This window comes from Nonomuraea sp. NPDC049028 (assembly GCF_043197735.1).
Lineage (GTDB): Bacteria > Actinomycetota > Actinomycetes > Streptosporangiales > Streptosporangiaceae > Nonomuraea.
The window spans coordinates 312,373-332,860 of the sequence record NZ_JBICTR010000011.1 but is presented as its reverse complement, the minus strand read 5'-3'; the positions used below and the strand labels follow the sequence as shown (position 1 = coordinate 332,860).

General features: G+C 71.3%; 16 protein-coding genes. 8 read left to right on the top strand and 8 right to left on the bottom strand.

Annotation, left to right across the window (positions count from 1 at the left end):
* The first annotated feature begins 133 nt into the window (after window positions 1-133).
* A complete protein-coding gene (locus tag ACGFJ2_RS40505) occupies window positions 134-1,738 on the top strand; it encodes a DUF6350 family protein (RefSeq protein WP_358179611.1) in 1,605 nt (534 codons plus the stop codon).
* Here ACGFJ2_RS40505 and ACGFJ2_RS40500 read toward each other — a convergent pair.
* Complete coding sequence (locus ACGFJ2_RS40500) at window positions 1,701-2,795, bottom strand: hypothetical protein (protein WP_393477605.1); 1,095 nt, start codon at window positions 2,793-2,795, stop codon at window positions 1,701-1,703. The two genes, ACGFJ2_RS40505 and ACGFJ2_RS40500, sit on opposite strands and share 38 nt — an antisense overlap.
* Before the next feature lie 70 nt (window positions 2,796-2,865).
* On the opposite strand from ACGFJ2_RS40500, the gene ACGFJ2_RS40495 reads away from it, so the two are divergent.
* Window positions 2,866-3,480 carry a TetR/AcrR family transcriptional regulator gene (locus ACGFJ2_RS40495; RefSeq protein WP_393477602.1) on the top strand — a complete coding sequence of 205 codons (615 nt, stop codon included), beginning with the start codon at window positions 2,866-2,868 and terminating at the stop codon, window positions 3,478-3,480.
* A 10-nt stretch (window positions 3,481-3,490) separates the two neighbouring features.
* Here ACGFJ2_RS40495 and ACGFJ2_RS40490 read toward each other — a convergent pair whose 3' ends face one another.
* Window positions 3,491-3,910 carry a hypothetical protein gene (locus tag ACGFJ2_RS40490; protein WP_357948538.1) on the bottom strand — a complete coding sequence of 140 codons (420 nt, stop codon included), beginning with the start codon at window positions 3,908-3,910 and terminating at the stop codon, window positions 3,491-3,493.
* Window positions 3,911-3,985: 75 nt separating this feature from the next.
* On the opposite strand from ACGFJ2_RS40490, the gene purN reads away from it, so the two are divergent.
* The 3 genes from purN (at window position 3,986) to ACGFJ2_RS40475 (ending at window position 6,445) form a co-directional block, all read left to right on the top strand.
* Window positions 3,986-4,615, top strand: coding sequence for a phosphoribosylglycinamide formyltransferase (gene purN, locus ACGFJ2_RS40485; RefSeq protein ID WP_357948540.1), 630 nt, complete (start codon window positions 3,986-3,988; stop codon window positions 4,613-4,615).
* Window positions 4,612-6,153 (top strand): bifunctional phosphoribosylaminoimidazolecarboxamide formyltransferase/IMP cyclohydrolase, encoded by a 1,542-nt coding sequence (gene purH, locus ACGFJ2_RS40480; RefSeq protein ID WP_357948543.1) that lies wholly within the window; start codon window positions 4,612-4,614, stop codon window positions 6,151-6,153. Before purN ends, purH begins: the two co-directional genes overlap by 4 nt.
* A gap of 109 nt (window positions 6,154-6,262) precedes the next feature.
* Window positions 6,263-6,445 carry a hypothetical protein gene (locus ACGFJ2_RS40475; protein ID WP_393477597.1) on the top strand — a complete coding sequence of 61 codons (183 nt, stop codon included), beginning with the start codon at window positions 6,263-6,265 and terminating at the stop codon, window positions 6,443-6,445.
* 45 nt (window positions 6,446-6,490) lie between these two features.
* Here the strand turns inward: ACGFJ2_RS40475 and ACGFJ2_RS40470 are convergent, their stop codons facing one another.
* Genes ACGFJ2_RS40470 through ACGFJ2_RS40460 form a run of 3 tightly spaced genes read right to left on the bottom strand, consistent with a single transcriptional unit; the run spans window position 6,491 to window position 12,476 of the window.
* The gene (locus tag ACGFJ2_RS40470; protein ID WP_393477595.1) at window positions 6,491-7,438 is read right to left on the bottom strand and encodes an ROK family protein; all 948 of its coding nucleotides are present in this window, start codon (window positions 7,436-7,438) and stop codon (window positions 6,491-6,493) included.
* Window positions 7,438-8,322, bottom strand: a complete 885-nt coding sequence (locus ACGFJ2_RS40465) for a hypothetical protein (RefSeq protein ID WP_393477593.1) — start codon at window positions 8,320-8,322, stop codon at window positions 7,438-7,440. Before ACGFJ2_RS40465 ends, ACGFJ2_RS40470 begins: the two co-directional genes overlap by 1 nt.
* A complete protein-coding gene (locus tag ACGFJ2_RS40460) occupies window positions 8,319-12,476 on the bottom strand; it encodes a glycoside hydrolase family 38 C-terminal domain-containing protein (protein WP_393477591.1) in 4,158 nt (1,385 codons plus the stop codon). Before ACGFJ2_RS40460 ends, ACGFJ2_RS40465 begins: the two co-directional genes overlap by 4 nt.
* A 393-nt stretch (window positions 12,477-12,869) precedes the next feature.
* Here ACGFJ2_RS40460 and ACGFJ2_RS40455 point away from each other — a divergent pair, with 393 nt between their 5' ends.
* A complete protein-coding gene (locus tag ACGFJ2_RS40455) occupies window positions 12,870-13,301 on the top strand; it encodes a zinc ribbon domain-containing protein (protein ID WP_393477589.1) in 432 nt (143 codons plus the stop codon).
* 17 nt (window positions 13,302-13,318) lie between these two features.
* The gene (locus ACGFJ2_RS40450; protein WP_357948558.1) at window positions 13,319-14,164 is read left to right on the top strand and encodes a bifunctional methylenetetrahydrofolate dehydrogenase/methenyltetrahydrofolate cyclohydrolase; all 846 of its coding nucleotides are present in this window, start codon (window positions 13,319-13,321) and stop codon (window positions 14,162-14,164) included.
* A gap of 103 nt (window positions 14,165-14,267) precedes the next feature.
* Here the strand turns inward: ACGFJ2_RS40450 and ACGFJ2_RS40445 are convergent, their stop codons facing one another.
* The 3 genes from ACGFJ2_RS40445 to ACGFJ2_RS40435 all read right to left on the bottom strand — a co-directional run bounded on the left by ACGFJ2_RS40445 (window position 14,268) and on the right by ACGFJ2_RS40435 (window position 18,743).
* The gene (locus ACGFJ2_RS40445) at window positions 14,268-16,007 is read right to left on the bottom strand and encodes a thiamine pyrophosphate-dependent enzyme (RefSeq protein ID WP_393477587.1); all 1,740 of its coding nucleotides are present in this window, start codon (window positions 16,005-16,007) and stop codon (window positions 14,268-14,270) included.
* Between the two features lie 338 nt (window positions 16,008-16,345).
* Window positions 16,346-17,254, bottom strand: a complete 909-nt coding sequence (locus ACGFJ2_RS40440; protein ID WP_393477584.1) for a MurR/RpiR family transcriptional regulator — start codon at window positions 17,252-17,254, stop codon at window positions 16,346-16,348.
* Between the two features lie 85 nt (window positions 17,255-17,339).
* Window positions 17,340-18,743: a glycoside hydrolase family 3 protein gene (locus ACGFJ2_RS40435; protein WP_393477581.1), complete on the bottom strand. Its 1,404-nt coding sequence runs from the start codon at window positions 18,741-18,743 to the stop codon at window positions 17,340-17,342.
* A gap of 117 nt (window positions 18,744-18,860) precedes the next feature.
* Here ACGFJ2_RS40435 and ACGFJ2_RS40430 point away from each other — a divergent pair, with 117 nt between their 5' ends.
* The gene (locus ACGFJ2_RS40430; RefSeq protein ID WP_393477578.1) at window positions 18,861-20,390 is read left to right on the top strand and encodes a glycoside hydrolase family 10 protein; all 1,530 of its coding nucleotides are present in this window, start codon (window positions 18,861-18,863) and stop codon (window positions 20,388-20,390) included.
* Window positions 20,391-20,488: the final 98 nt, after the last annotated feature.

Here is a 20,488-nt window from a genome sequence, read left to right as displayed (position 1 = left end):
CCGAGCCGATGGGTGGCGTCCCCTGTGAAACCGCGGAGACCCCCCAAAGAGGGCGAAAAATGGGAGAGGGAAAGCCCCGCGCGCGGCGCGTCAACCAAGCGTTGGTTGGTAAAGCTTGAGAAAATAACTACTTGTGACGGCGCTCCTCGAATCGGTACTAGGTCGGCTGCCCGGCGTCTCGAGTGATGACGACGAGACGCGCCGGCCGCTGCCCGTGTCCGGGATGCTCGCCGCCGCCATCACGCTGGGCGTCGGCCTGGCCGTACTCACCACGCTGACCCTGGTCGGGTGGATCGCCGCGCCGCGCGGCGCGCTGGGCGCGGGGCTGCCGGGCGTGTTCCGTACGGCGGCGCAGGTGTGGCTGGCCGCCCACCACGCCGGGTTCGCGATCCCCGGTGGGAAGGTGGGGCTGCTCCCGCTCGGCCTGACGATCCTGCCCGCCGTCCTGCTCTACCGCGCCGGGCGGTGGATGGCGCGCGACGCCGACCTGCGGCTGCGGCTGCCCGCACGGCTGCCCAAGAACAGCCCGCGCGAGCAGGCCAGCGCGCGCCGCCGGGCCCAGCTCGTCCTGGTCGCGCAGGCCGGAGTCTCCCTGGCCGCCCCCTATGCCCTGCTCGCCGGGCTCATCGCGCTCGTCGCCCGCAACGACATCACCCAGCCGTTCATCGGCGAGGCGCTGGTCAGCCATTTCGCGCTGGCGTTCTGCGCGGGGGCGCTGGCCACGGCGCGGACGATCGGCCCGTGGCGGGCGATGCTGCGCCTGCTGCCCGAGCGGGTACGCGCCCTGACCGTCGGCACGGCCGTCGCCACGGCGGTGCTGCTCGTCGCCGGGCTCGCCCTCGTGCTGACCGCCCTGATCGTGAACTTCGGCCAGGTACGCGAGCTGTCCAACGTGCTCGCGCCCGGGTTCGTGGGCGGCGTGCTGCTCCTGCTGGTCCAGGCCCTCTACCTGCTCAACACCGTCATCTGGGCCGCCTCCTACATCGCCGGGCCGGGCTTCGCCGTCGGCGCCGACACCCTGGTCGCGCCCACAGGCGTGCAACTGGGCACGGTGCCGAGCCTGCCGCTGCTCGGCGCGCTGCCCGAGAGCGGTCCCGTGCCCGGCTGGACGATGGCGGTGATCGCGCTGCCGTTCGCCGCCGGGACCGTGGCCGGGATCGTGGTGGCCAGGATGGCGCCGTCGCCGTCGTACGAGGCCGCGCCGCTGTGGGGGTTCTTCACCGGGATCACCACCGGGCTGGTCGCCGCGCTGCTCGCCGCGCTGTCCGGCGGCCCCATCGGCGGCGGGCGGCTGGCCACGGTCGGGCCGTCGCCGTGGGAGGTGGCGCTGTCGGTGGGCCTGGAGGTGGGGGTCGCCGCGGGTATCTCCGCGGGCGTGGCCAACGTCCTCCTGCTCAACCGGCGAGCCCGCGCCCCGCTCGACAAGGCCGCCGTGCCGGTACGCAAGGCGGGCGCCGCAATTGCCCGGGCGGCGAGCAAGGTCGGCCTGGCCGAGGCCGACGCCCGGCCCCTGCCCGGCCACTGGATGGACGCCACCGAGGCCGACACCCAGGCCATTCCGGTCATTCGCGACGACTGGCAGGACGAGCACGCCTCGGCCGCAGCGGAGACGCTGGCCCAGGCCCTGCCGATCCTGCCGGAGCGGGACCGGCCACCGCGTACGGACATCGTCGATGAGTCGGACGATCGTGGCGGCCATGTCATCTACGTCGATCCCTACGCCTGGGATCGCGACTAAGGGCCTGTTCTGTGCTGGTGTCCGCCGGCCGACGGAGCCGCAGGGCCGCGACTATCAGCAGGGCCACCGCGCCTGCGGTGAGGATGGCGTTGCCGGCCAGGTCTTCCGCCAGGCTGGTCGGTTGGGTGGGCGGGACCGTCGGGGTGATGTTCCTCTGGGGGAAGGAGTGCCAGGCGTAGGTCAGCATGGCGCCGCCGGCGAGCGCCAGCCGGTGGGCCTGCGACCAGCCGGCGCGGTGTGACCAGCGGACCACCACGGTGGCAACGGTGACGAACAGGGTCAGATAGCTGACCACGCTGAGCCACGCCGGGAGGGGAATCGCCTCCGCCAGCCAGGGCGTAAAGCCGTTGGGATCGACCGCGTACAGCAGCACGAAGACCGCTCCGGCGACCATGGCGAGAGCACCGGCGACCCACGGGCTGGGGGCGCGACCGGGCAGCAGGGTGACGTCGGTGGTGCGCCTGGGGAGGCGGATGCCGACGACGATGATCGCGGCGATGACGACTCCGGCGCCGATGAGCTGGAGCGCGGAGGCATGGCGGCCGAAGACGGCCTGGGCGACGCCGCTGCCCAGGGCGACGACCACATACAGCACGCCTGCGACGGTGAGGCCGATCTTGCCCAGCCATGGCGTCGTGCGTCGCGAGCCGGCGAGGGTCTCCGCGACCGCGATCGGGGCGCTGATGCTGAAGACCGTGTGCACGCCGACCATGAACAGCGTCCATGGTCCGGCCAGGCCGAGCTCGGGGATGAAGCCGTATTCGAGGGTGTGTGCGCCGACCACCCAGTTCGAGTCCCACAGCGTCTGGGTGACGAAGGCCTCCTCGATCATGCCGTAGGCCAGCGCGAGGGTCATCATGGCGGGCCAGCCGCGTCCGGTACGGCGGGCGAACTCACGGATGAGGAGGGCGCCGCCGCCGTACAGGGGGGCCAGGCCCAGCAGATTTTGGATGTGGGTGATCGGCGCGTTGCCCATCAGGTACTCGGCGGTCAGTGGCGCCAGGAAGAACAGCCCGATGGCGGGCGCCAGGCGAGGGAGTAACGCTCTTCGGCTCATGAACCCTGGATACCACCACTTAGCGCAAAAATACAATCGTGTAAATTTCTTCTAGTGTAAGATTGCAGCTATGGAGGAGACGCTGCGCGAACGCAAGAAGCGACAGACCAGGAACCTGCTCATCCGTACGGCAATCCGGTTGTTCACCGAGCAGGGCTACGAACAGACCACCGGCGCACAGATCGCCGCCGCGGCGGACGTGGCCACCAAGACGTTCTTCAACTACTTCCCGAGCAAGGAGGACGTGCTGTTCGCCGACGTCGAGCGGTTCTACGGGCTGGCGCTGGAGGTGATCGCCGACCGCACCCCGGACGACACGCTGCAGCAAGTGCTGCGCAGGACCTACGACCAAGCCATCGCCCACTACCTCACCCAGGGGCCGTGGACCGGGGACCCCGAGCTGAAGGATCTCTACCAGAGGCTGCTCGCGACGGTGCCCGCCGTACAGGCGAAGGCCCTTCACATGATGTTCGACGCGCAGCGCCGGATCGCCGCCGCGTTGCTGACGGCATTCCCCGACAGGCTGGACCCCATCAGCGCCGCGGCGGTGACCGGCGCGTTCATGGGTGCGGTGCAGGCGGCCGGGATGGCCAGCCTGGAGATGTACGGCGAGGCGGAGCAGGAGTATTTGGCGTCAACCGGACGGGCCGTGAACATCGCGATGCGCGGCCTGGAATCACTGTGATGGGGCCGGGCTAGGGCTGCACCGCGCCCAGGAGTTCCAGTACGTCCGGTGGGAGCTTCTTCTGGGCCGCGTCCCTGAACTGGGTGAAGCACTCACCCTGCGACGAGACGGTGCCCGCGCCCTTCATGCAGTTCTGGTAGGCGGAGTATTCGTCCATCAGATAGAGCTGCATCGCGGTGGCCAGGGCCGACAACGTGAGGGCCACCGAGGAGATGGCGATGCCGCCCACGGCGATGCCCGGCGGCTTGTGCGCCTTCCTCAGCTGGGGCAGCGCGCGAATGCCCGCCATCAGCGCGAACACCGCCATGACCAGCCCCGCCAGCGGCAGCATGAACGTCATGGCCAGCGCCGCGATGGCCAACCAGATGGCTCGGCGCCCCGCGGAATCCGCGGGATGCTGACCCGCCGGTGCCTGCACCGGTGTCGACACCTGACCTCCTCTGCGTCGCCGGACGAAGAGCGGATACGCTTGCAACCCCACCCCGGTTTTCTCATTGGAGTGCGCGTGTCAAAGGCTGGGCGGCTCGTCGTCCTCGTCTCCGGCTCTGGAACAAACCTACAGGCCTTGCTGGACGCTTCGGCCGACCCGTCCTACGGCGCCCGCGTGGTGGCTGTCGGTGCGGACAGAGACGGCATCGAGGGACTGGCTCGGGCGTCGCGGGCTGACGTCCCTACTTTCGTCGAAAAACTGGGTGATTACGAGAAGCGGTCGGAGTGGAATATCGCGCTCGCCGACCGGATCGCTTCCTACGAGCCCGACCTGGTGGTGTCGGCGGGCTTCATGAAGATCATCGGCGCCCCGACGCTCGACGCGTTCCCGGTGCTCAACACCCATCCCGCGCTGCTGCCCTCCTTCCCGGGTGCGCACGGGGTGCGTGACGCGCTCGCCCACGGGGTCAAGGTGACGGGCTGCACGGTCATGCTGGCCGACGCCGGTGTCGACAGCGGGCCGATCGTCGCCCAGGAGGCCGTGAGCGTACTGCCGGACGACGACGAGGCGGTCCTGCACGAGCGCATCAAGACCGTCGAGCGCCGCCTGCTCGTCGAGATCGTCGGCCGGATGGTCCGCGAGGGCTGGACGGTCAGCGGACGGACCGTCCGCATCGGTAACCAATCAGAAGGGGAATCGAAGTGACTCGCATCGCCATCCGGCGCGCGCTGATCGCGGTGTACGACAAGTCCGGGCTGGAGGAGCTGGCCAGGGCTCTGGACGGCGCGGGGGTGGAGATCGTGTCAACGGGCGGCACCGCCGCCGCCATCGCCTCCTACGGCATCCCCGTCACCAAGGTCGAGCAGCTGACCGGGTTCCCCGAGTGCCTCGACGGCCGGGTCAAGACGCTCCACCCGCGCGTACACGCCGGGCTGCTGGCCGACCTCACCAAGCCGCACCACGTGGCCCAGCTCGACGAGCTGGAGATCGACCCGTTCCAGCTGGTGGTGGTCAACCTCTACCCGTTCGAGCAGACGGTCGCCTCCGGTGCGTCCGACGAGGAGTGTGTCGAGCAGATCGACATCGGCGGGCCCGCGATGATCCGCGGCGCCGCCAAGAACCACAGCACCTGCGCCGTCGTGGTCGACCCGCGCTTCTACGGCGACGTGGTGGCCGCGCTCGGCGAGGGCGGCTTCACGCTGACCGAACGCCGGCGGCTGGCGGGCATCGCCTACGCCCACACGGCCTCCTATGACGTGGCCGTGGCCTCCTGGTTCGCCAACGCCTACCGGGTCGACGACGGCTGGCCCTCGTTCATGGGCGCCACCTGGAAGCGCAAGTCGACCCTGCGCTACGGCGAGAACCCGCACCAGTCCGCGGCCCTCTACAGCGGCGGCCTCGACGGCCTGGCCAACGCCGAGCAGGTGCACGGCAAGGAGATGTCCTACAACAACTACCTCGACGCCGACGCGGCCTGGCGGGCGGCCTGGGACTTCGTCGAGCCCTGCGTCGCGATCATCAAGCACCAGAACCCGTGTGGCATCGCCATCGGCTCCGACGTCGCCGACGCGCACCGCAAGGCGCACGCCTGTGACCCGGTCTCGGCGTACGGGGGCGTCATCGCGGTCAACGGGGCCGTCACGGCCGAGCTGGCCCGGCAGATCGCCGAGGTGTTCACCGAGGTCGTCGTGGCGCCGTCCTACGAGCCCGAGGCGCTGGCCGTACTGACGCAGAAGAAGAACGTCCGCCTGCTGATCTGTCCCTCGGGCCCGGCCAACCCCGCCGAGTTCCGCCGGATCGACGGTGGCCTGCTCGTCCAGCAGAGCGACCGGGTCGACGCGTCCGGCGACGCGCCGGAGCACTGGCAGCTCAAGGCGGGCGAGCCGGTCTCCGAGGAGATGCTGGCCGACCTGGCGTTCGCGTGGCGGGCCTGCCGCTCGGTCAAGTCCAACGCCATCCTGCTGGCGTCCGGCGGGGCGACCGTGGGCGTTGGGATGGGGCAGGTCAACCGGGTCGACTCGTGCCGCCTGGCGGTGAGTCGCGCCGACGCGCGGGCCAAGGGGTCGGTGGCGGCCTCGGACGCGTTCTTCCCGTTCCCCGACGGGCTGGAGGTGCTGATCGAGGCGGGCGTCAAGGCCGTCGTGGAGCCCGGCGGATCCGTCCGCGACCAACTGGTCATCGAGGCGGCGGAGAAGGCGGGCGTGGCGCTCTACTTCACGGGGACGCGCCACTTCTTCCACTGACGCTCCTGGGCAAAGGGCGGTATGAACCCGCCCTTTTGCGCACAAGCATAAGTAATGTCCGGTTACGCTGTGGGCCTTGCCGCTCGTCCGTTCCCCGGGAGTACTCCTTATGGCGCCGCTCGACTCGGTTCTGTATGCCTTCGTGACCATGAACGGGATCGCCACCAGCCCGGTCATGTTGGTGGTGCTCGCCTTCCTCGGTGCCTACCTCGGGGCGCGCGTCGTGGAGGTCATCCCGTTCACCCGCCGCATCATCGAGCGGCGCGCGGCCCAGACCGCCGAGCGCGAGTAGCCCGCCCGGCCGCCTGAGCGTCTCAGGCGGCCGTACTTGAACATCTCAGGCGGCTGTACGGGACTGGCTCCAGGCGAGCTTCGCGGCTCCGGCGAGTCCGGCCCGTACTCCCAGGGTGGTCGGCTCCACCTTCACCGCCCTGACGAACGCCAGCCCGGCCACGTCGTCCAGCGCCCGCGCCAACGGGTCGAACAGGACCGGTCCCGCCGCTGAGACGCCGCCGCCGATGACCACCTTGGTGAGCTCGACCGCCGCCGCGGTCGAGGCGATCATGCCGGCGAGTGCCCTGGCGCCCCGTTCGAACGCCGCCACCGCCACGGGATCCCCACCCGCCGCGTCCCGCGCCAGCGCCCGCGCGTCGGCCGCGCCGTTCCGTGCGTCGGCCGGGCCGTCCAGCCCGTCAGGGCGGCCCGGGGTCCAGCCGTTGGCCAGTGCCCAGCGGGCCAGGTTCGGGCCGCTGGAGTAGTGCTCGACGCAGCCGCGCCCGCCGCACTCGCAGCGCTCGCCGTACGGGTCGATGGTCATGTGGCCGACATGTCCGGCATTGCCGTTGGGACCCAGGAGCGGGACGCCGTCGATCACCAGTCCGCCACCGATCCCGGTCGACACCACGATCCCGAGCAGCGAAGAACTCCCGCGCCCCGCCCCCAGCCAGTGCTCTCCGAGCGCCATGCACTGCGCGTCACCGGCCAGCATGGTCGGCAGGCCGGTCAGCGCGCGGACCTCGTCACGCAGCGGGAAGCCGCGCCAGCTGGGCATGTTGACAGGGCTGACGGTCCCGGCGGCCAGGTCCAGCGGCCCGGCGCAGCCGATCCCGACCGCCTCCGGCGCCGGACCGTCCCCGGTCACCTCCTCGATCAGCGCCGCCAGAGCGACCATAACGTCCGTACGCGGCGTGGGCCGGGTCGCGGAACGCAGCATGGAACCCGTCTCGTCCACCAGCGCGGCGGCGAGCTTGGTTCCCCCGATGTCGATGGCGAGTACGCGGGCCATCAGTGTTTGTGGTGGTTGTCGGGCTGGCGGGGGTCGCCAGGATGTTCCAGTCCGGGCACGAGTTCGACCTTGGCGGCCCGCGACTCGTCGAGCCACCGAGCGAACATCCGCCGCCGCGCGGCTTCCCGCTGCGAGACCGCACCGGGGGAGGGGGCTGGGGTGGGCGCCGGTTGGGCCACCGCTACGTGCCAGCCCAGGGCGTCCTCGACCGGACCGACGAGCATCCCGTACGGCCGGCGCGGGATGGCGTCGGCGATTGCCGCGGGCAGGGAGCTCAGCGTCACCGGTCCCAGCGGTTCCAGGTCGTCGACCGTGGCGGCGGCCGCCTCGGCGCGGTCGGCGAACACCCGATGGCGTACGACATGCCAGGCCGCCCCCTGTGCCGCGCCCTGCGCCGTCGCAGGCGCCACCCCCTGTGCCGTACCAGGCGCCGCCCCCTGCGCCGTCGCCTGCGACCGCCACTCCGGCGGCACCTCGACTGTGGCGGTCAGATGCTCGAACAGCGCGCGGACCCACGGGCTCCCGTTGTACGCGGAGGCGTTGATCGACCCCAGCTCGACAGCGGCCAGCGGGTCGAGCCGCCCGACCTCCACCGGCGACAGCCCGCGGGCCGTGGCCTCGTCCTCGCACAGCGCCTCGGTGAGGATCACCTGCGTCAGCCACCTGGCCAGCTGCCGGTCCTCGGAGCTGCCCGGCAGCGGCAGCGCCGCGCTGAGCGGGCTGTCGCGCAGCTCACGGACCCGCCGGTCCAGCGGCTCGCGAGAGATCGGCCGCCCGCCGACCCAGCCGATCACCGCGCCGATGCCAGGCGCGGTGCCCGCCCCGGTCGCGGCGGGCCGCTCCCGTACGGGACCGCCCGCCGTATCGGTGAGAGCGTGGTTCATCGGGTTACCTCCAAGCGGACGGCGGGGGCGTACTGGCAGCGGCCGTACCACATGACCTTGGCCAGTGCCCAGAAGTGCCCGGCCGCCATGTCGTACGGCACCTCCACGGGGAACGACACGTCGACAGTCTCGCCCGGCGCCACAGTGAAGCCCTGGATGACCGTGGGCAGGAGCTCCCACGAGCCCCATGGGGCCGCGAGCTGGGACTCGCCGCGGATCTCGTCGGAGGTGGTGTTCGCCAGCCGTACGACCAGAGACGTGCGGTCGCCGGGGCGGAGGGAGAGCGACTCCGTGAGGGCGGTGACGGACAGGCCGGTCGCGCGGCCCTCGGTGGCCTGGGTCCCGTTGAACGCCTCGCGCATGTTCGGGACGGCGCCCTCGACGGGTAGCTCCGGCACCTCGCTCAGCGCGACCGTGGCGACGTCCTCCACCAGCTGGCCGCCCACCGAGGTGCGGGCCGAGACGAAGTACAGGCCCTGGCCGGGGGCGGGTGTGACGGTGACGGGGAAGCGGAGGTGGCCGCCGGGTTCGAGGCGGAAGGCGCGCTGGGCGGGCGTGGCGGTCCAGCCGGCCGGGACGCGGAGATCCACCACGCCTTCGTGCGGCGCGTCGACGAGATGGGACGACACCACGACCGACACCTCGATGGCCCCCTGTGAGGCCGCGACGGGTGTGACGAGACCGGGCGTGACGGCGATCGACACCGGGAGATAGCCGAGTGGCGCGGGCCCCTTGTTGTGCAGCCAGTAGCGGCTGTAGACGGGCTGGGCCTGTTCGGCCGTGGCACCCAGGTCGGGGCGCGGGGGCCGCGGCGGGGCGGGGGCGAGATAGGTGGCGACCTCGGCCCCGGCCAGGTCGAGCGTGGTCACCGGATCGCCGGGCCGTTCCAGCAGGTCGGCGCGAATGAGCCCGTCGAGGTCCAGAACCGGCGACTCGATCACGGCCCGCGAACCGAGCCCGGTCGACTCCACAAGCCGAATCGTGACGCCGTCGGTGGGCGCCAGGGCGCCGGTGGAGGACAGGCCGTGGGCGTGCGGGTTGCCGGTGGCCTTGATGGTGCCGAGCAGGACGTCCCGGGCGGGCTCCACCCGCAGGAGCGAGTGCACCTGCGGCAACGTGCCGTCGGCGGCCGGTGCGACCTCCCGCGCCAGCATCGGCGTGATGAACTCCTGTCCCGCCGCCGGCAGCCGCAACGCCCGCCAGTCGCCGTCCCCGCCGGCCAGCGCGTACGAGAACTCGTGCGTCCAGTGCTGCACCTGGAACCCGGCCCCATCAGGCCCGGTACGCCGAGGCGGATCCAGCCAGACCCCCGACGGCCACCCGGTACAGGACCGCATGAGCGACAGATGCAACGCCCCCGCGGAATCCACCGCGAACCCCGGCAACCCGTACGTGAGCAGCGCGACCGTACGAGACTCCAGCACCTCCTCGCCCACCGGGCAAACGGCGGAGATCACGGCATCCGCCAGATCCGCGACCAGCTCCTCCACCGGCCCGGCGACGATGAGCGCGGGCAGCGCGCGTACGTCACGCAGGTCGGCGCTGGGCTGCCACACCTCGGCCAGCGGCCGTTCGGCGGGTACCCAGACCAGCGGCGCCCCCGACTTGAGCGCGTCGAGGAAGGCCGGGTCGCTGCGGTCGAGGAGCTCGGCGGCCAGCGGGTTGGCGTCCGGGCCGCCCAAGATGATGCGTACGTCCGGCAGGTTCGAGTCGACGTCCAGCCAGCCGTACCGGGAGCCGGAGGCGGACGAGGTCGTGGCGGTCACGCCCGCGCGGGCCAGGGCCACCACCAGCGAACGGGCCCCGGGCGCGTCCTCCAGAGTGGGCACCACCACCTCGGCGACCCCCAGCGCCCGCGCGCCCGCCTCGCCCAGATCCACCTTGGCGGTGGCGGACAGCCCGAACCAGGTGTTGGCCGGGTTGTCGAGCGTCCACGGGTGCTCGGCGGTGTCGACCTCGGGCTGCGCGAACCCGCGCCCCACCACGGCGCCCGCCACATCGGATACCGGCAGCGCGCCCGCCACCTGCGCCGGGAAGCGGACCCGGAGCAGCCGGTCGGCGCCGGTGTAGTCGAGCACGCGGGTGGTGAACTCGACCCGGTCCGAGCCGGTCCAGAGCGTGACGATCTGCTCATAGGACACCTCGCCCACCTGGCCGGTGATGGTCAGGCGCTGTCCGAGGGGACTCTGCGAGGCGTGTACGGCCACTGCGGCGGCCTCGCCGGAGCCGGTGGCGTGACCGGTCGGCAGCAGGTGCCACGGCCCTTCGCCCATGTCGGGGTGTGTCGGGTATTCGTCGTACAGCCGCAGCTCGTTCCCGAGCCCCGACAGCAGCTCGCGGCCCGAGGCGCGGTCGAACACCGACTCCAGACCGCCGCCGCGCGCCGGATCGGCGGCGACGCGCCACCGGTCGTTCGAGATGGCGGTCCCGGGCAGCGGCTGCCAGGTGTCGGCCGGCCCCTCGACGATCCGGTACGTCCGCCAGCCCATCGACGGCACGTCCTTGGCCAGGAAGACCAGCGTGCCGTCCTCCTCGATCGCCGGGATCTCGCCTTCTACCCGCTCACCCGGCGCGAGGCGTACCCGCACCAGTCCGTCACGCGCGAACGGCAGTGTGTTGGTGACCACGACGCTGCGGCCGTCGAGCGAGATCTGGCCGAGCAGCGCGTCCAGCGCGCGATCGCGGGCGTCGGCGGCCAGGTCGTGCGCCTCGCGCCAGCCCGTCAGCAGGTCGATGTAGACCTGGTCCGACTCGGAGCCGGTGATCCCGTCGTGGTGCGCCCCGTACGCCAGCTGCCGCCACACCTTGTCCAGCGCGGTGTGCGGATAGCCGCCCAGACCCAGCAGCGACGCGAACGCCGACAGCCGCTCGGCGTCGAGCGCCGCCACCTCGGCCGCGCGCTGGGCCTGCTTGGTGTCGATGTACGAGACGTCTTTGCCGGTATAGATGGGGTTCATATCCCGGGTCTGCGGGCTGAATGCCGATATTTCCCCACGCACCGCGTCGAGGAAGTCCCGTGGCGTGCCGCAGACGAACCGGGGCCAGACGTATCGGGCCGCCCAGGTCCGGTGGATGTCGGTCACCCACTTGTTCGGCGGGGTGTAGTCGGTGCCGACGGGCAGCAGGATGTTCCGGGTCGCGGCCACGGGCTTCAGCGAGCGGTAGAGCTCGTACGTCGCCCGCGTCGCCTCCTCCAGCGACGGCGAGGAGTCCATCCACCAGCCCGCCGAATAGTGAGCGGGCATGTAGTGCGTCAGCACGCCCTCTCCCGACGGCGAGATCCACTCGAACTCGCTCGGGAACTGCATCAGGGAGGCGTCGTTCTTGGCCTCCCTGAAGTTCTTGCTGATGGGGCCCCACTGGTGGAACGGCCCCCGGGCCCACGCGCTGCCGGTCAGCCCGGCCGCCGCCAGGTAGCCGGGGAACTGCGGGTCGTGCCCGAACACGTCGAGCTGCCAGGCCGTACGTGGGTCGCCGCCGAGGATGTCGCGCTGGTAGCCGATGCCGTACACGATGTTGCGGATGGTGCTCTCGGCGCCGGTCAGGTTCGTGTTCGGCTCGTTGTACGTCCCGCCGAGGAGCTCCACCCGGCCCTCGTCGAGCAGCGCGCGCAGGTCGGCCCGGCGCTCGGGATGGGTGTCGAAGAACGGCTTGAGATAGTCGACCTCGGCCAGCACGAACCGGTAGTCGGGATCGCGCAAAGCCAGCTCGATATGTGCCTCGACCAGCGCGAACGCGTTGTGCTCCCACAGCGGCCGGGTCGTGGAGTCGACCGAGAGCAGCTCCCAGGGGCTGGTGTAGGCGGCCTGCGTGTTCCACCAGACGGGGTCGTAGTGGAAGTGCGACACCATGTACATCGTCCAGCCCGGCTCCTCGGCCGTGACCTCGACGTCGAGCGCCGCGTCGCCGAAGGTGACGATGCAGGGCACCACGCTCCCGTACGGCACGCTGACCTCCAGCGGCACCTCGACGGTGACCGGGCCCACCCCTGCCGGCACGCTCACCGGCGCCGCGCAGGACACCCCGGGTCCGCGAACGTCGAGCGGGGTCTCCTGCCCATCCGGCTCCAGCGTGACCTTGAGCACCTGGTACGGACGCTTCGCCGTGCCGACGAACAGGTCGGTCGACTCTGCGGACAGCAAGTGAGCAGGCAAGACGACTCCTTTAAGGAGATATGGGCGGCTTCGTCACTTTATGCTGTTCTAAGATCCATGACAACGATGTCATCACCGCCTCTGCGAACTCATCTGAATGGTGGCGACGGAGACCCGTTCCTTCGGGGCCGGGAGGAAGCGCCACCCTCCCTTCGAAAACAGTATGGGAAGGCTCGGTCACGTTCGGTAATGTGTGCGGTGGGGGAGGGCACTGTGACAGGAGGTGCTCGATGGCGATCCGCCGCTCCGCCACCAAACGCAACGGCCTGCCCACAGTCGTGCAACTGCGGCTCACGCCCACCTCGGCCCAGGCCGACCACCTGGCAGAAACGCGCCCACCTCTTTCGCCCGCACGGCGCCACCCCTACGACGCCCGGCTGATGAGCTGGAATCGTGACGCCGGGACTGTGTCGCTGTGGACCCCCACCGGCCGTGTCGCCGTGCCCTGCACGGGCCGGCCGGAAGATCTCAAGGTCATCGAGGCACTGCCGCACCCTGCACGGTTGGGCGTTCGCCCAGCAGGCCGCGTTCACCCGCTACAAGGCCGCCCGCGCCGGGATCGCCTTCGTGCTGGTCGACCCCGCCTACACCTCGCAGGCGTGTCCGGAATGCGGGCATATCAGCAGGGCGAATCGTCCGGCGCGGGGCCGGTTCGTCTGCCAAAGGTGTGGCCTCGCTGGGCACGCCGACCCCATCGCGGCCCGCAACATCGCCGCACGCGGCGCTGCGGGCTGGGCTGTCATCAACCAGCCACACGCTACCGGCCTCCCTTCAGCCAGACGGGACCGTGAGAGCAAACCCCCGGCTTCAGCTGATGGCAGTTGATGGAAGGATGGCGAGACATGAGCGCAGTGAAACTCGACGGCAAGGCGACCGCGGCCAGGATCAAGGCCGACCTCACGACGCGGGTGACCGCGCTCAGAGAGCGTGGCATCACCCCCGGTCTCGGCACCGTGCTGGTCGGCGACGACCCCGGCAGCCAGATCTATGTGGCGGGCAAGCACCGCGACTGTGCCGAGGTCGGCATCGCCTCCATCCGCGTGGACCTCCCGGCCGACGCCACCCAGGCCGAAGTCGAGGCGGCCATTGACGAGCTCAACGCCTCGCCGGAGTGCACCGGCTACATCGTCCAGCTCCCGCTGCCCCGCCACCTCGACACGATGGCGCTGCTGGAGCGCATGGACCCGGCCAAGGACGCCGACGGCCTGCACCCGGTCAACCTGGGCCGCCTGGTCCACATGGTCGACGCGCCGCTGCCCTGCACGCCGCACGGCATCGTGCTGCTCCTCCAGGAGTACGGCGTGCCGATCAAGGGCGCCGAGGTGGCCGTGGTCGGACGCGGCATCACGGTGGGCCGCTCGCTCGGCCTGCTGCTGACCCGGCGCAGCGAGAACGCCACGGTCACCCTCTGCCACACCGGCACCCGCGACCTGGCCGCGCACGTCCGCCACGCCGACATCGTGGTGGCCGCCGCCGGGGTGCCCGGCCTCATCACCCCGGCCATGGTCAAGCCGGGCGCGGCCGTGCTCGACGTGGGCGTCTCGCGGGTGGACGGCAAGATCGCCGGTGATGTTGCGGCCGAGGTGGCGGAGGTGGCGGGCTTCCTGACCCCCAACCCCGGCGGCGTCGGCCCGATGACCCGCGCCCTCCTGCTCTCCAACGTGGTCGAGGCCGCCGAACGCGCCTGACCTCGTCGGCAGGCCGGGCGAGGACGCCTGATTGGGCCGCAGGGCGGGCGAACTCGCCTGATCGGGTCGCAGGCCGGGCATTCTTCTTACGGCTGGAAGCTTCTTACGGCTGGAAGTCGGGGTCCACGGCGACGGTCACCTCAAGCAGCAGGGGCTCCTCGCGGTCCACAAGCGTGGGCATCACCTCGTCGAGCACCGCCGCGAGCTCCTCCGCCGTGTCCACCCGCCTGGCCGCGCAGCCCAGCGACCGGGCCATCCCGCCCATGCTGACCTCGGTGAACGCGGGCCACGGCGCCTTGCCGCCCGCCTTGTCGGCCAGCCGGTCCATGATCGCGTACCGGCCGTTGGCGAGGACCACGAACAGCGCGCCCACCCGGTAGTGGGCCGCGCTCCACAGCGCGTGCACCCCGTACAGCGCCGAGCCGTCGCCCACCACCGCGACCACCGGCCGGTCGGGCAGCGACATGCGCAGACCGACCGCCGCAGGCACGCCGAACCCCAGTCCGCCCATGGCGGCCGACACGAAGCCGAGCGGGTTACGGGCCGGGACCAGCCGGTGCAGGTCCGGACGCGACGACGGTGTCTCCTCCACGAGCACCGCATCGGCGGGCAGCCGCCTGGCGAGCTGGTGCAGGACGTGCGCGGCTCGCAGAACCTCCCCTTCCGGGGGCAACTCGGGTCCATCGGGCGCGGGCCGCAGCGGAGCGGGCCTGGCGGGTACGAGTACGGCCAGCCGCTCACAGACGGCGGCCGGCGCGGCGAGATAGGCCAGGTCGGCCGGACTGCGGTGCGCCTCGGCCGGGTCGTCGGTGACCAGCGCGACAGTGGTACCGGGCTCGACCAGCGGACCGGTGTCGAACGGGTACTGACGGAAGACCGGGGCACCCACGGCGAGCACCACGTCGTGCGCCGCCAGCGCCGCGCGCAGCCGAGCACGATCGGCGGGCAGCACCCCGGCGTACTGCGGATGGTCCTGCGGGAACCCCGCCATCGCCCCGAACGACTCCTGCCAGACCGGACACCCCAGCCGCTCAGCAAGCGCCACCACCGCCGCCCACCCTGCCTCCCGAACACCTGAGCCCGCGAGGGCAACGCTCTCGCCGGACGGCCCGGAGGCGGCCACGCCCACGCCCTCACCGGACGGCCCGGAGGCGACCACGCCCTCACGAGACGGTCCGGAGGCGACCACGCCCATGTCCGCGCCAGTGCCCACGCCGGCGCCCGCGACGATCGCCGGAGAGCGGGCCTCGGACAGCAGCGCGGCCAGGGGTGCGAGCGACTCGTCCGACACGGCGGCCGGCCGCAGTAGCCGCGTCGGCGCCGCGATCGTCTCGTCCTGGAACGGCGCCGCCCAGTCGTCCAACGGCACCACCACCAGCGCGGGCCCTCGGAACGTGACCGCCTCGTGGTAGGCCCGCGCCACGGCACCCGGCACATCCTGCGCCCGCACCGGTTGGTCGACCCACACCGGATAGTCCCCGGCCAGCCCCTCCAACCGCCCGGTCAGGAACGGCTCCAACGCCAAATGACGACGATCCTGCTGCCCGACCAGGATCACCAGCGGCACCCGATTGGCCCGCGCGGTGGCGATCGCGCCGACCGCGTTGCCCAGACCCGCCGCGGTGTGCAGCACGGCCAGCGCCGGCGCCCCGTGCCCGATCGCCCACCCGGTGGCCATGCCGACCACCGACCCCTCATGCAGGGCCAGCACGAACCGCAGGTCGTCGGGCAGCCCGGTCAGCAGCGCGACCTCGGTCGAGCCCGGATTGCAGAAGATCGTGGTCAGCCCGAACCGCCGCAGCACCTCGAACGTGGCCTCTCGAACCGTGCTCACCGCGCTCACCGTGCCCGCCTGAGTCCGCCCACCGCGTGTTGTCACAGTGCCTGGCCGAGCCGCTCGCCGCCCATGATCACCGTGGGTGACGACGATAGCACGATCACCCGTTATCCCAGGTAGACCGTCATCCTCGTCTCCCCTGCGGGGTGGTTCTCCCTGGGACATCAGCCACGACTGACCGTCATCTTCCGCTCCCCGGAGGGAGCGTCTCTCTGGGACCCTAGTCACGACAGACCGCCTGCTTCGCCTCCCCGGAAGGGGTCTCTCTCGCAAGGGACCCCAGCCACCACGGACCGTCACAAAGATCGAGACAGTCGTGTGACGGACCCTGGGTGATAACCGCACTACCGGCGCCGATACCGGTCCGTAGCCTCCTTCGTGGCGCGGATCGCGGCGTCGGCCGTGTCGTACGTGCGCTGCGCCAACCCGACGAAGATGCAGTCGACGATCAGGAGCTGGCTGATCCGGCTGGCCAGCGCCCCAGGCCGGAACGCGGTCTCCCGACCCGCCGACACCAGCGTGTAGTCGGCCAGTCCGGCCAGCGACGACCGCGGATTGTTGGTGATCGCGACCACCAGCGCCCCCGCCTCCGCAGCAGTGCGGGCCGGGTCCAGTACGTCCGGCGTCTCGCCGCCGCAGCTGATCGCCACCACCACGTCGCCCGCCCGCAGCAGGGCCGCGCTGGTCAGCGCCAGGTGGGCGTCGCTGAACGGGTGGCTGGACAGCCCGATCCGCAGCAGCTTCTGGGACATGTCGGCCGCCACGAGCCCGGAGGCCGCCACGCCGTACACGTCCACCCGCCGGGCCCTCGCGATGGCCGTGACGACCTCGCCGAGCGGCTCGGGGTCGAGTTGGGCGGCCGTGTCGGCCAGCGCCTCCGACTCGGCCCGCGCCACCTTGGCGATGACGTCGGTGAGCGGGTCGTCGGGGCCGAGGTCGCCGGGCACCAGCCGCTCGGGCTCCTTCGCGACAGCGGCGGCCAGGGCGAAGCGCATCTGCGAGTAGCCGGCGAAGCCGAGCGCCCTGGCAGTGCGTACGATCGTCGCCTCGCTCGTCCCGGACACCCCGCTGAACTCGGTGATCGTGCTCCGGACGACCACGCCGGGGTCGGCGAGGATGATGTGCGCGATGGCCTGCGCGGCCGGCGTCAGGGACGGCAGCACCGCACGGACGGCGGCCACGGGGTTGGCCGGCTCGTTCATCCGCCCGCCCAGCCCGTCGATAGCCAGTCCGCCCACGTGGTCAGCAGCCACGCCGTCAACAGCGACGCCGTCAGCAGCAAGCCAGTCAGCAGCCAGGACGCCAACAGCCAGCCCGTCGATAGACGGAGGCGCCCGGTCACCGGGTCAGCCATTCGGCCGCCGCCTGCGCCGAGACGCGCGAGATGCCGTGCGTGACCAGGTGCGCGGCCCCGTCGGGCGTACCGGGGATGCCGGTGTCCACGACGATCACCTCCGGCCGCACCTGTACGGCCCGCGCCACCGTCTCCCGTACCCACGGATAACGGGCAGCGTCGTGCACCACGAGAACGACCGGCCGGTCGTCGAACGGCGGCAGCTCACCCTCCGGCTCCATCTGGATCCGCGTGGTCCCCGGCAGCAGCGTGCTGAGCGCCGCCGTGATGCCGGTCGGCGTCGAGGGGTCCACCGCCTTGTTGAAGCGCGTGTTGACCTCCACGACCAGCGGCGGCCGGGTCAAGGTGGCCGTCCCCGTCACGGTCAGCGCGGCCCTGGCGGCCTCCAGGCCCACGCTCTCGTCGACGTCGGCGCGGGCCTTGTCACGCAGCGCCGACTGCCCGGCGTACCAGTCGGACAGGGCGAGGACCCGAGCGGCGGCCTCGGCCAGGCGCTCCTCGGGGAGCACACCAGCGCGGACGGCGGCCACAATGGCGTCGCGGATGTCGTGCAGGCTCCGCTCGGTCGACAGGCCCACGCAGATGGCGTCGACGCCCGCGCCGAGCGCGCGGACCGCGATCTCCCCGGGCTCGAACATCGCGGCCACCGCCCGCATCTCGATCGCGTCGGTGACCAGCATCCCGTCGAAGCCGAGCTCGCCCCTGAGGAGCTCGGTCATGACGGTACGGCTGAGCGTCGCGGGCATCGACGGGTCGAGGGCGGGGACGAGGAGGTGACCCGACATGACCGAGCGCACCCCGGCCGCGATTGCCGCTCTGAACGGCGGCAGGTCACGCTCATCGATCAAGTCGCGCGAGGCGTGTACGGTCGGCAGCGCCAGGTGCGAGTCCGTGACCGTGTCACCGTGGCCGGGGAAGTGCTTGGCGCAGGCGGCGACCCCGGCGCCCTGTACCCCGTTGACGTAGGCCACGGTGTGGCGGGAGACCAGGTCGGCGGTCGGGCCGAACGAGCGGACGCCGATCACCGGGTTGGCGGGGTTGGCGTTGACGTCGGCGGAAGGCGCGTAGTTGAGCGTGATGTCGGCTTCGGCGAGCATCCGGCCGATCTGGCGGCCCACGCGCTCCGTCAGGGCCACGTCGTCCACCACGCCGAGCGCCCGGTTGCCCGGGAAGGAACTGCCGGAGGCGACCTCCAGACGGGTGACCGCTCCGCCCTCCTCGTCGATCGCGACGACGGCGCCCGGGTTCTCGGCGCGAAACCGCTGGACGAGCTGCTGCCCGGGGTTGTTGCGGGCGAACAGCACCAGGCCGCCGAGTCCTTCGCCGAGCGCCCTGCGCAACCAGTCGGGAGCCGACGTGCCTTCATAGCCTGGCTGGAGCACTGTCATCGCTAGTCGGTACAGGTCAGGGGACATGCGGCATTTTCCTTCACGATTGTTGAATTGAAGGTAATTTTCTGTCATCGTCGCCCTCGACACAACCACTTCCGAGAGGCCAAACCCCCCATGCCCAGCCGAAGGACGTTACTGAAGGGCCTCGCCCTCGCCGCTGCCGCCTCCGTCGTACCGCTTCCCGCCTTCGCCGCAGACTACGTCCCGCCGTTGCGTCAGATGCGCGGCATGTGGATCGCCTCCGTGGTCAACATCAACTGGCCCTCCAAGACCGGGCTGACCGTCGAACAGCAGAAGGCCGAATACCTCGCCTGGCTGGACCTGGCCGTGCAGCGCAAGCTGAACTCCGTCTTCGTGCAGATCAGGCCGACCGCCGACGCGTTCTGGCCGTCGCCGTTCGAACCGTGGTCGCAATGGCTGACCGGCACCCAGGGGCAGGACCCCGGCTACGACCCGCTGGGCTTCATCGTGGAGGAGACGCACAAGCGGGGACTGGCCTTCCACGCCTGGTTCAACCCGTACCGGGTCTCGATGCAGGCCGACCCGGCCAAGCTGCACCCCGACCACCCGGGACGCAAGCACCCCGACTGGATCCTGCCGTTCGGCGGCAAGCTCTACTACAACCCCGGCATGCCCGAGGTGCGGAAGTTCTGCCAGGACGCGATCATGGACGCGGTCACCCGGTACGACATCGACGGCCTGCACTTCGACGACTACTTCTACCCGACGAACACCACGGCCTTCGACGACAGCGCCGCCTTCGCCCAGTACGGAGCCGGCTTCCCGGACCTGGCCACCTGGCGGCGCAACAACGTCGACCTCATGGTCTCGGAGATGCAGCAGCGCGTGCGCGCGGTCAAGCCGGAGATCGCCTGGGGCATCAGCCCGTCGGGCATCTGGCGCAACAAGGCCAGCGACCCGCTCGGCTCCGACACCAGCGGCGGTCAGTCGTACGACAGCCTGCACGCCGACACCAGGGGCTGGGTGAAGAAGGGCTGGCTCGACTACATCGCACCCCAGCTCTACTGGTACATCGGCCAGCCGCCGGCCGACTACGCCAAGCTCGTCCCGTGGTGGTCCGACGTGGCGAACGGCACCGGCACGCTGCTCTGGATCGGCCAGGCCGCCTACAAGGCGGGCGACCCCGCCCAGACCGCGCCCGAATGGCAGAACCCGGCCGAGCTGTCCAAGCACCTCACGCTCAACCGGGACAATCCACCGGTCAGCGGTGACATCTGGTACAACGCCAACGACCTGCGGGCCGACCGGATCGGCTCGATCAGCACGGCCGTGAACGACCACTACACCCGGCCCGCCCTGGCCCCGGTGCTGACCAGGCTGGCGAGTGGCGAGGCGCCGCACCGGCCGGTGCTGGCGTACGCGCTGCGGAAGCACGGCGGGGTGGAGGTACGCGCGGTCTCGACGGATCGGCACGAGCCCTTCCAGTTCGCCATCTTCCGGTTCCCCGGCAAGGCCGCGTCTGGTGCGTTCGCCGACGCCCGCAACCTGGTCGCGGTGCTGCCGGGTGACCGGCAGGTGCACTGGGTGGACCCGGAGGGCAAGCGCGGGGATCACTACTACGTGGTCGCCGTCGACCGGGCCAACCGGACCAGCAAGCCGAGCAACGGGTTCCGGGTGCTCTGAGTGCGGTGATTCCTCGGAGGGTTGTCAACACGACCGACTCGATCTTTGTGACGGTCCGTGGTGGCGGGTGTCCCTTGGGTGGGATACCCCCTTCGGGG

Bases quoted from the DNA above. Each gene is read 5' to 3' on its own strand.
- ACGFJ2_RS40495 (WP_393477602.1), top strand. From the start codon at position 2,866: ATGGAGGAGACGCTGCGCGAACGCAAGAAGCGACAGACCAGGAACCTG.
- ACGFJ2_RS40450 (WP_357948558.1), top strand. From the start codon at position 13,319: ATGAGCGCAGTGAAACTCGACGGCAAGGCGACCGCGGCCAGGATCAAG.
- ACGFJ2_RS40435 (WP_393477581.1), bottom strand. From the start codon at position 18,743: ATGACAGTGCTCCAGCCAGGCTATGAAGGCACGTCGGCTCCCGACTGG.
- ACGFJ2_RS40470 (WP_393477595.1), bottom strand. From the start codon at position 7,438: ATGGCCCGCGTACTCGCCATCGACATCGGGGGAACCAAGCTCGCCGCC.
- ACGFJ2_RS40475 (WP_393477597.1), top strand. From the start codon at position 6,263: ATGGCGCCGCTCGACTCGGTTCTGTATGCCTTCGTGACCATGAACGGG.
- ACGFJ2_RS40465 (WP_393477593.1), bottom strand. From the start codon at position 8,322: ATGAACCACGCTCTCACCGATACGGCGGGCGGTCCCGTACGGGAGCGG.
- ACGFJ2_RS40500 (WP_393477605.1), bottom strand. From the start codon at position 2,795: ATGAGCCGAAGAGCGTTACTCCCTCGCCTGGCGCCCGCCATCGGGCTG.
- ACGFJ2_RS40430 (WP_393477578.1), top strand. From the start codon at position 18,861: ATGCCCAGCCGAAGGACGTTACTGAAGGGCCTCGCCCTCGCCGCTGCC.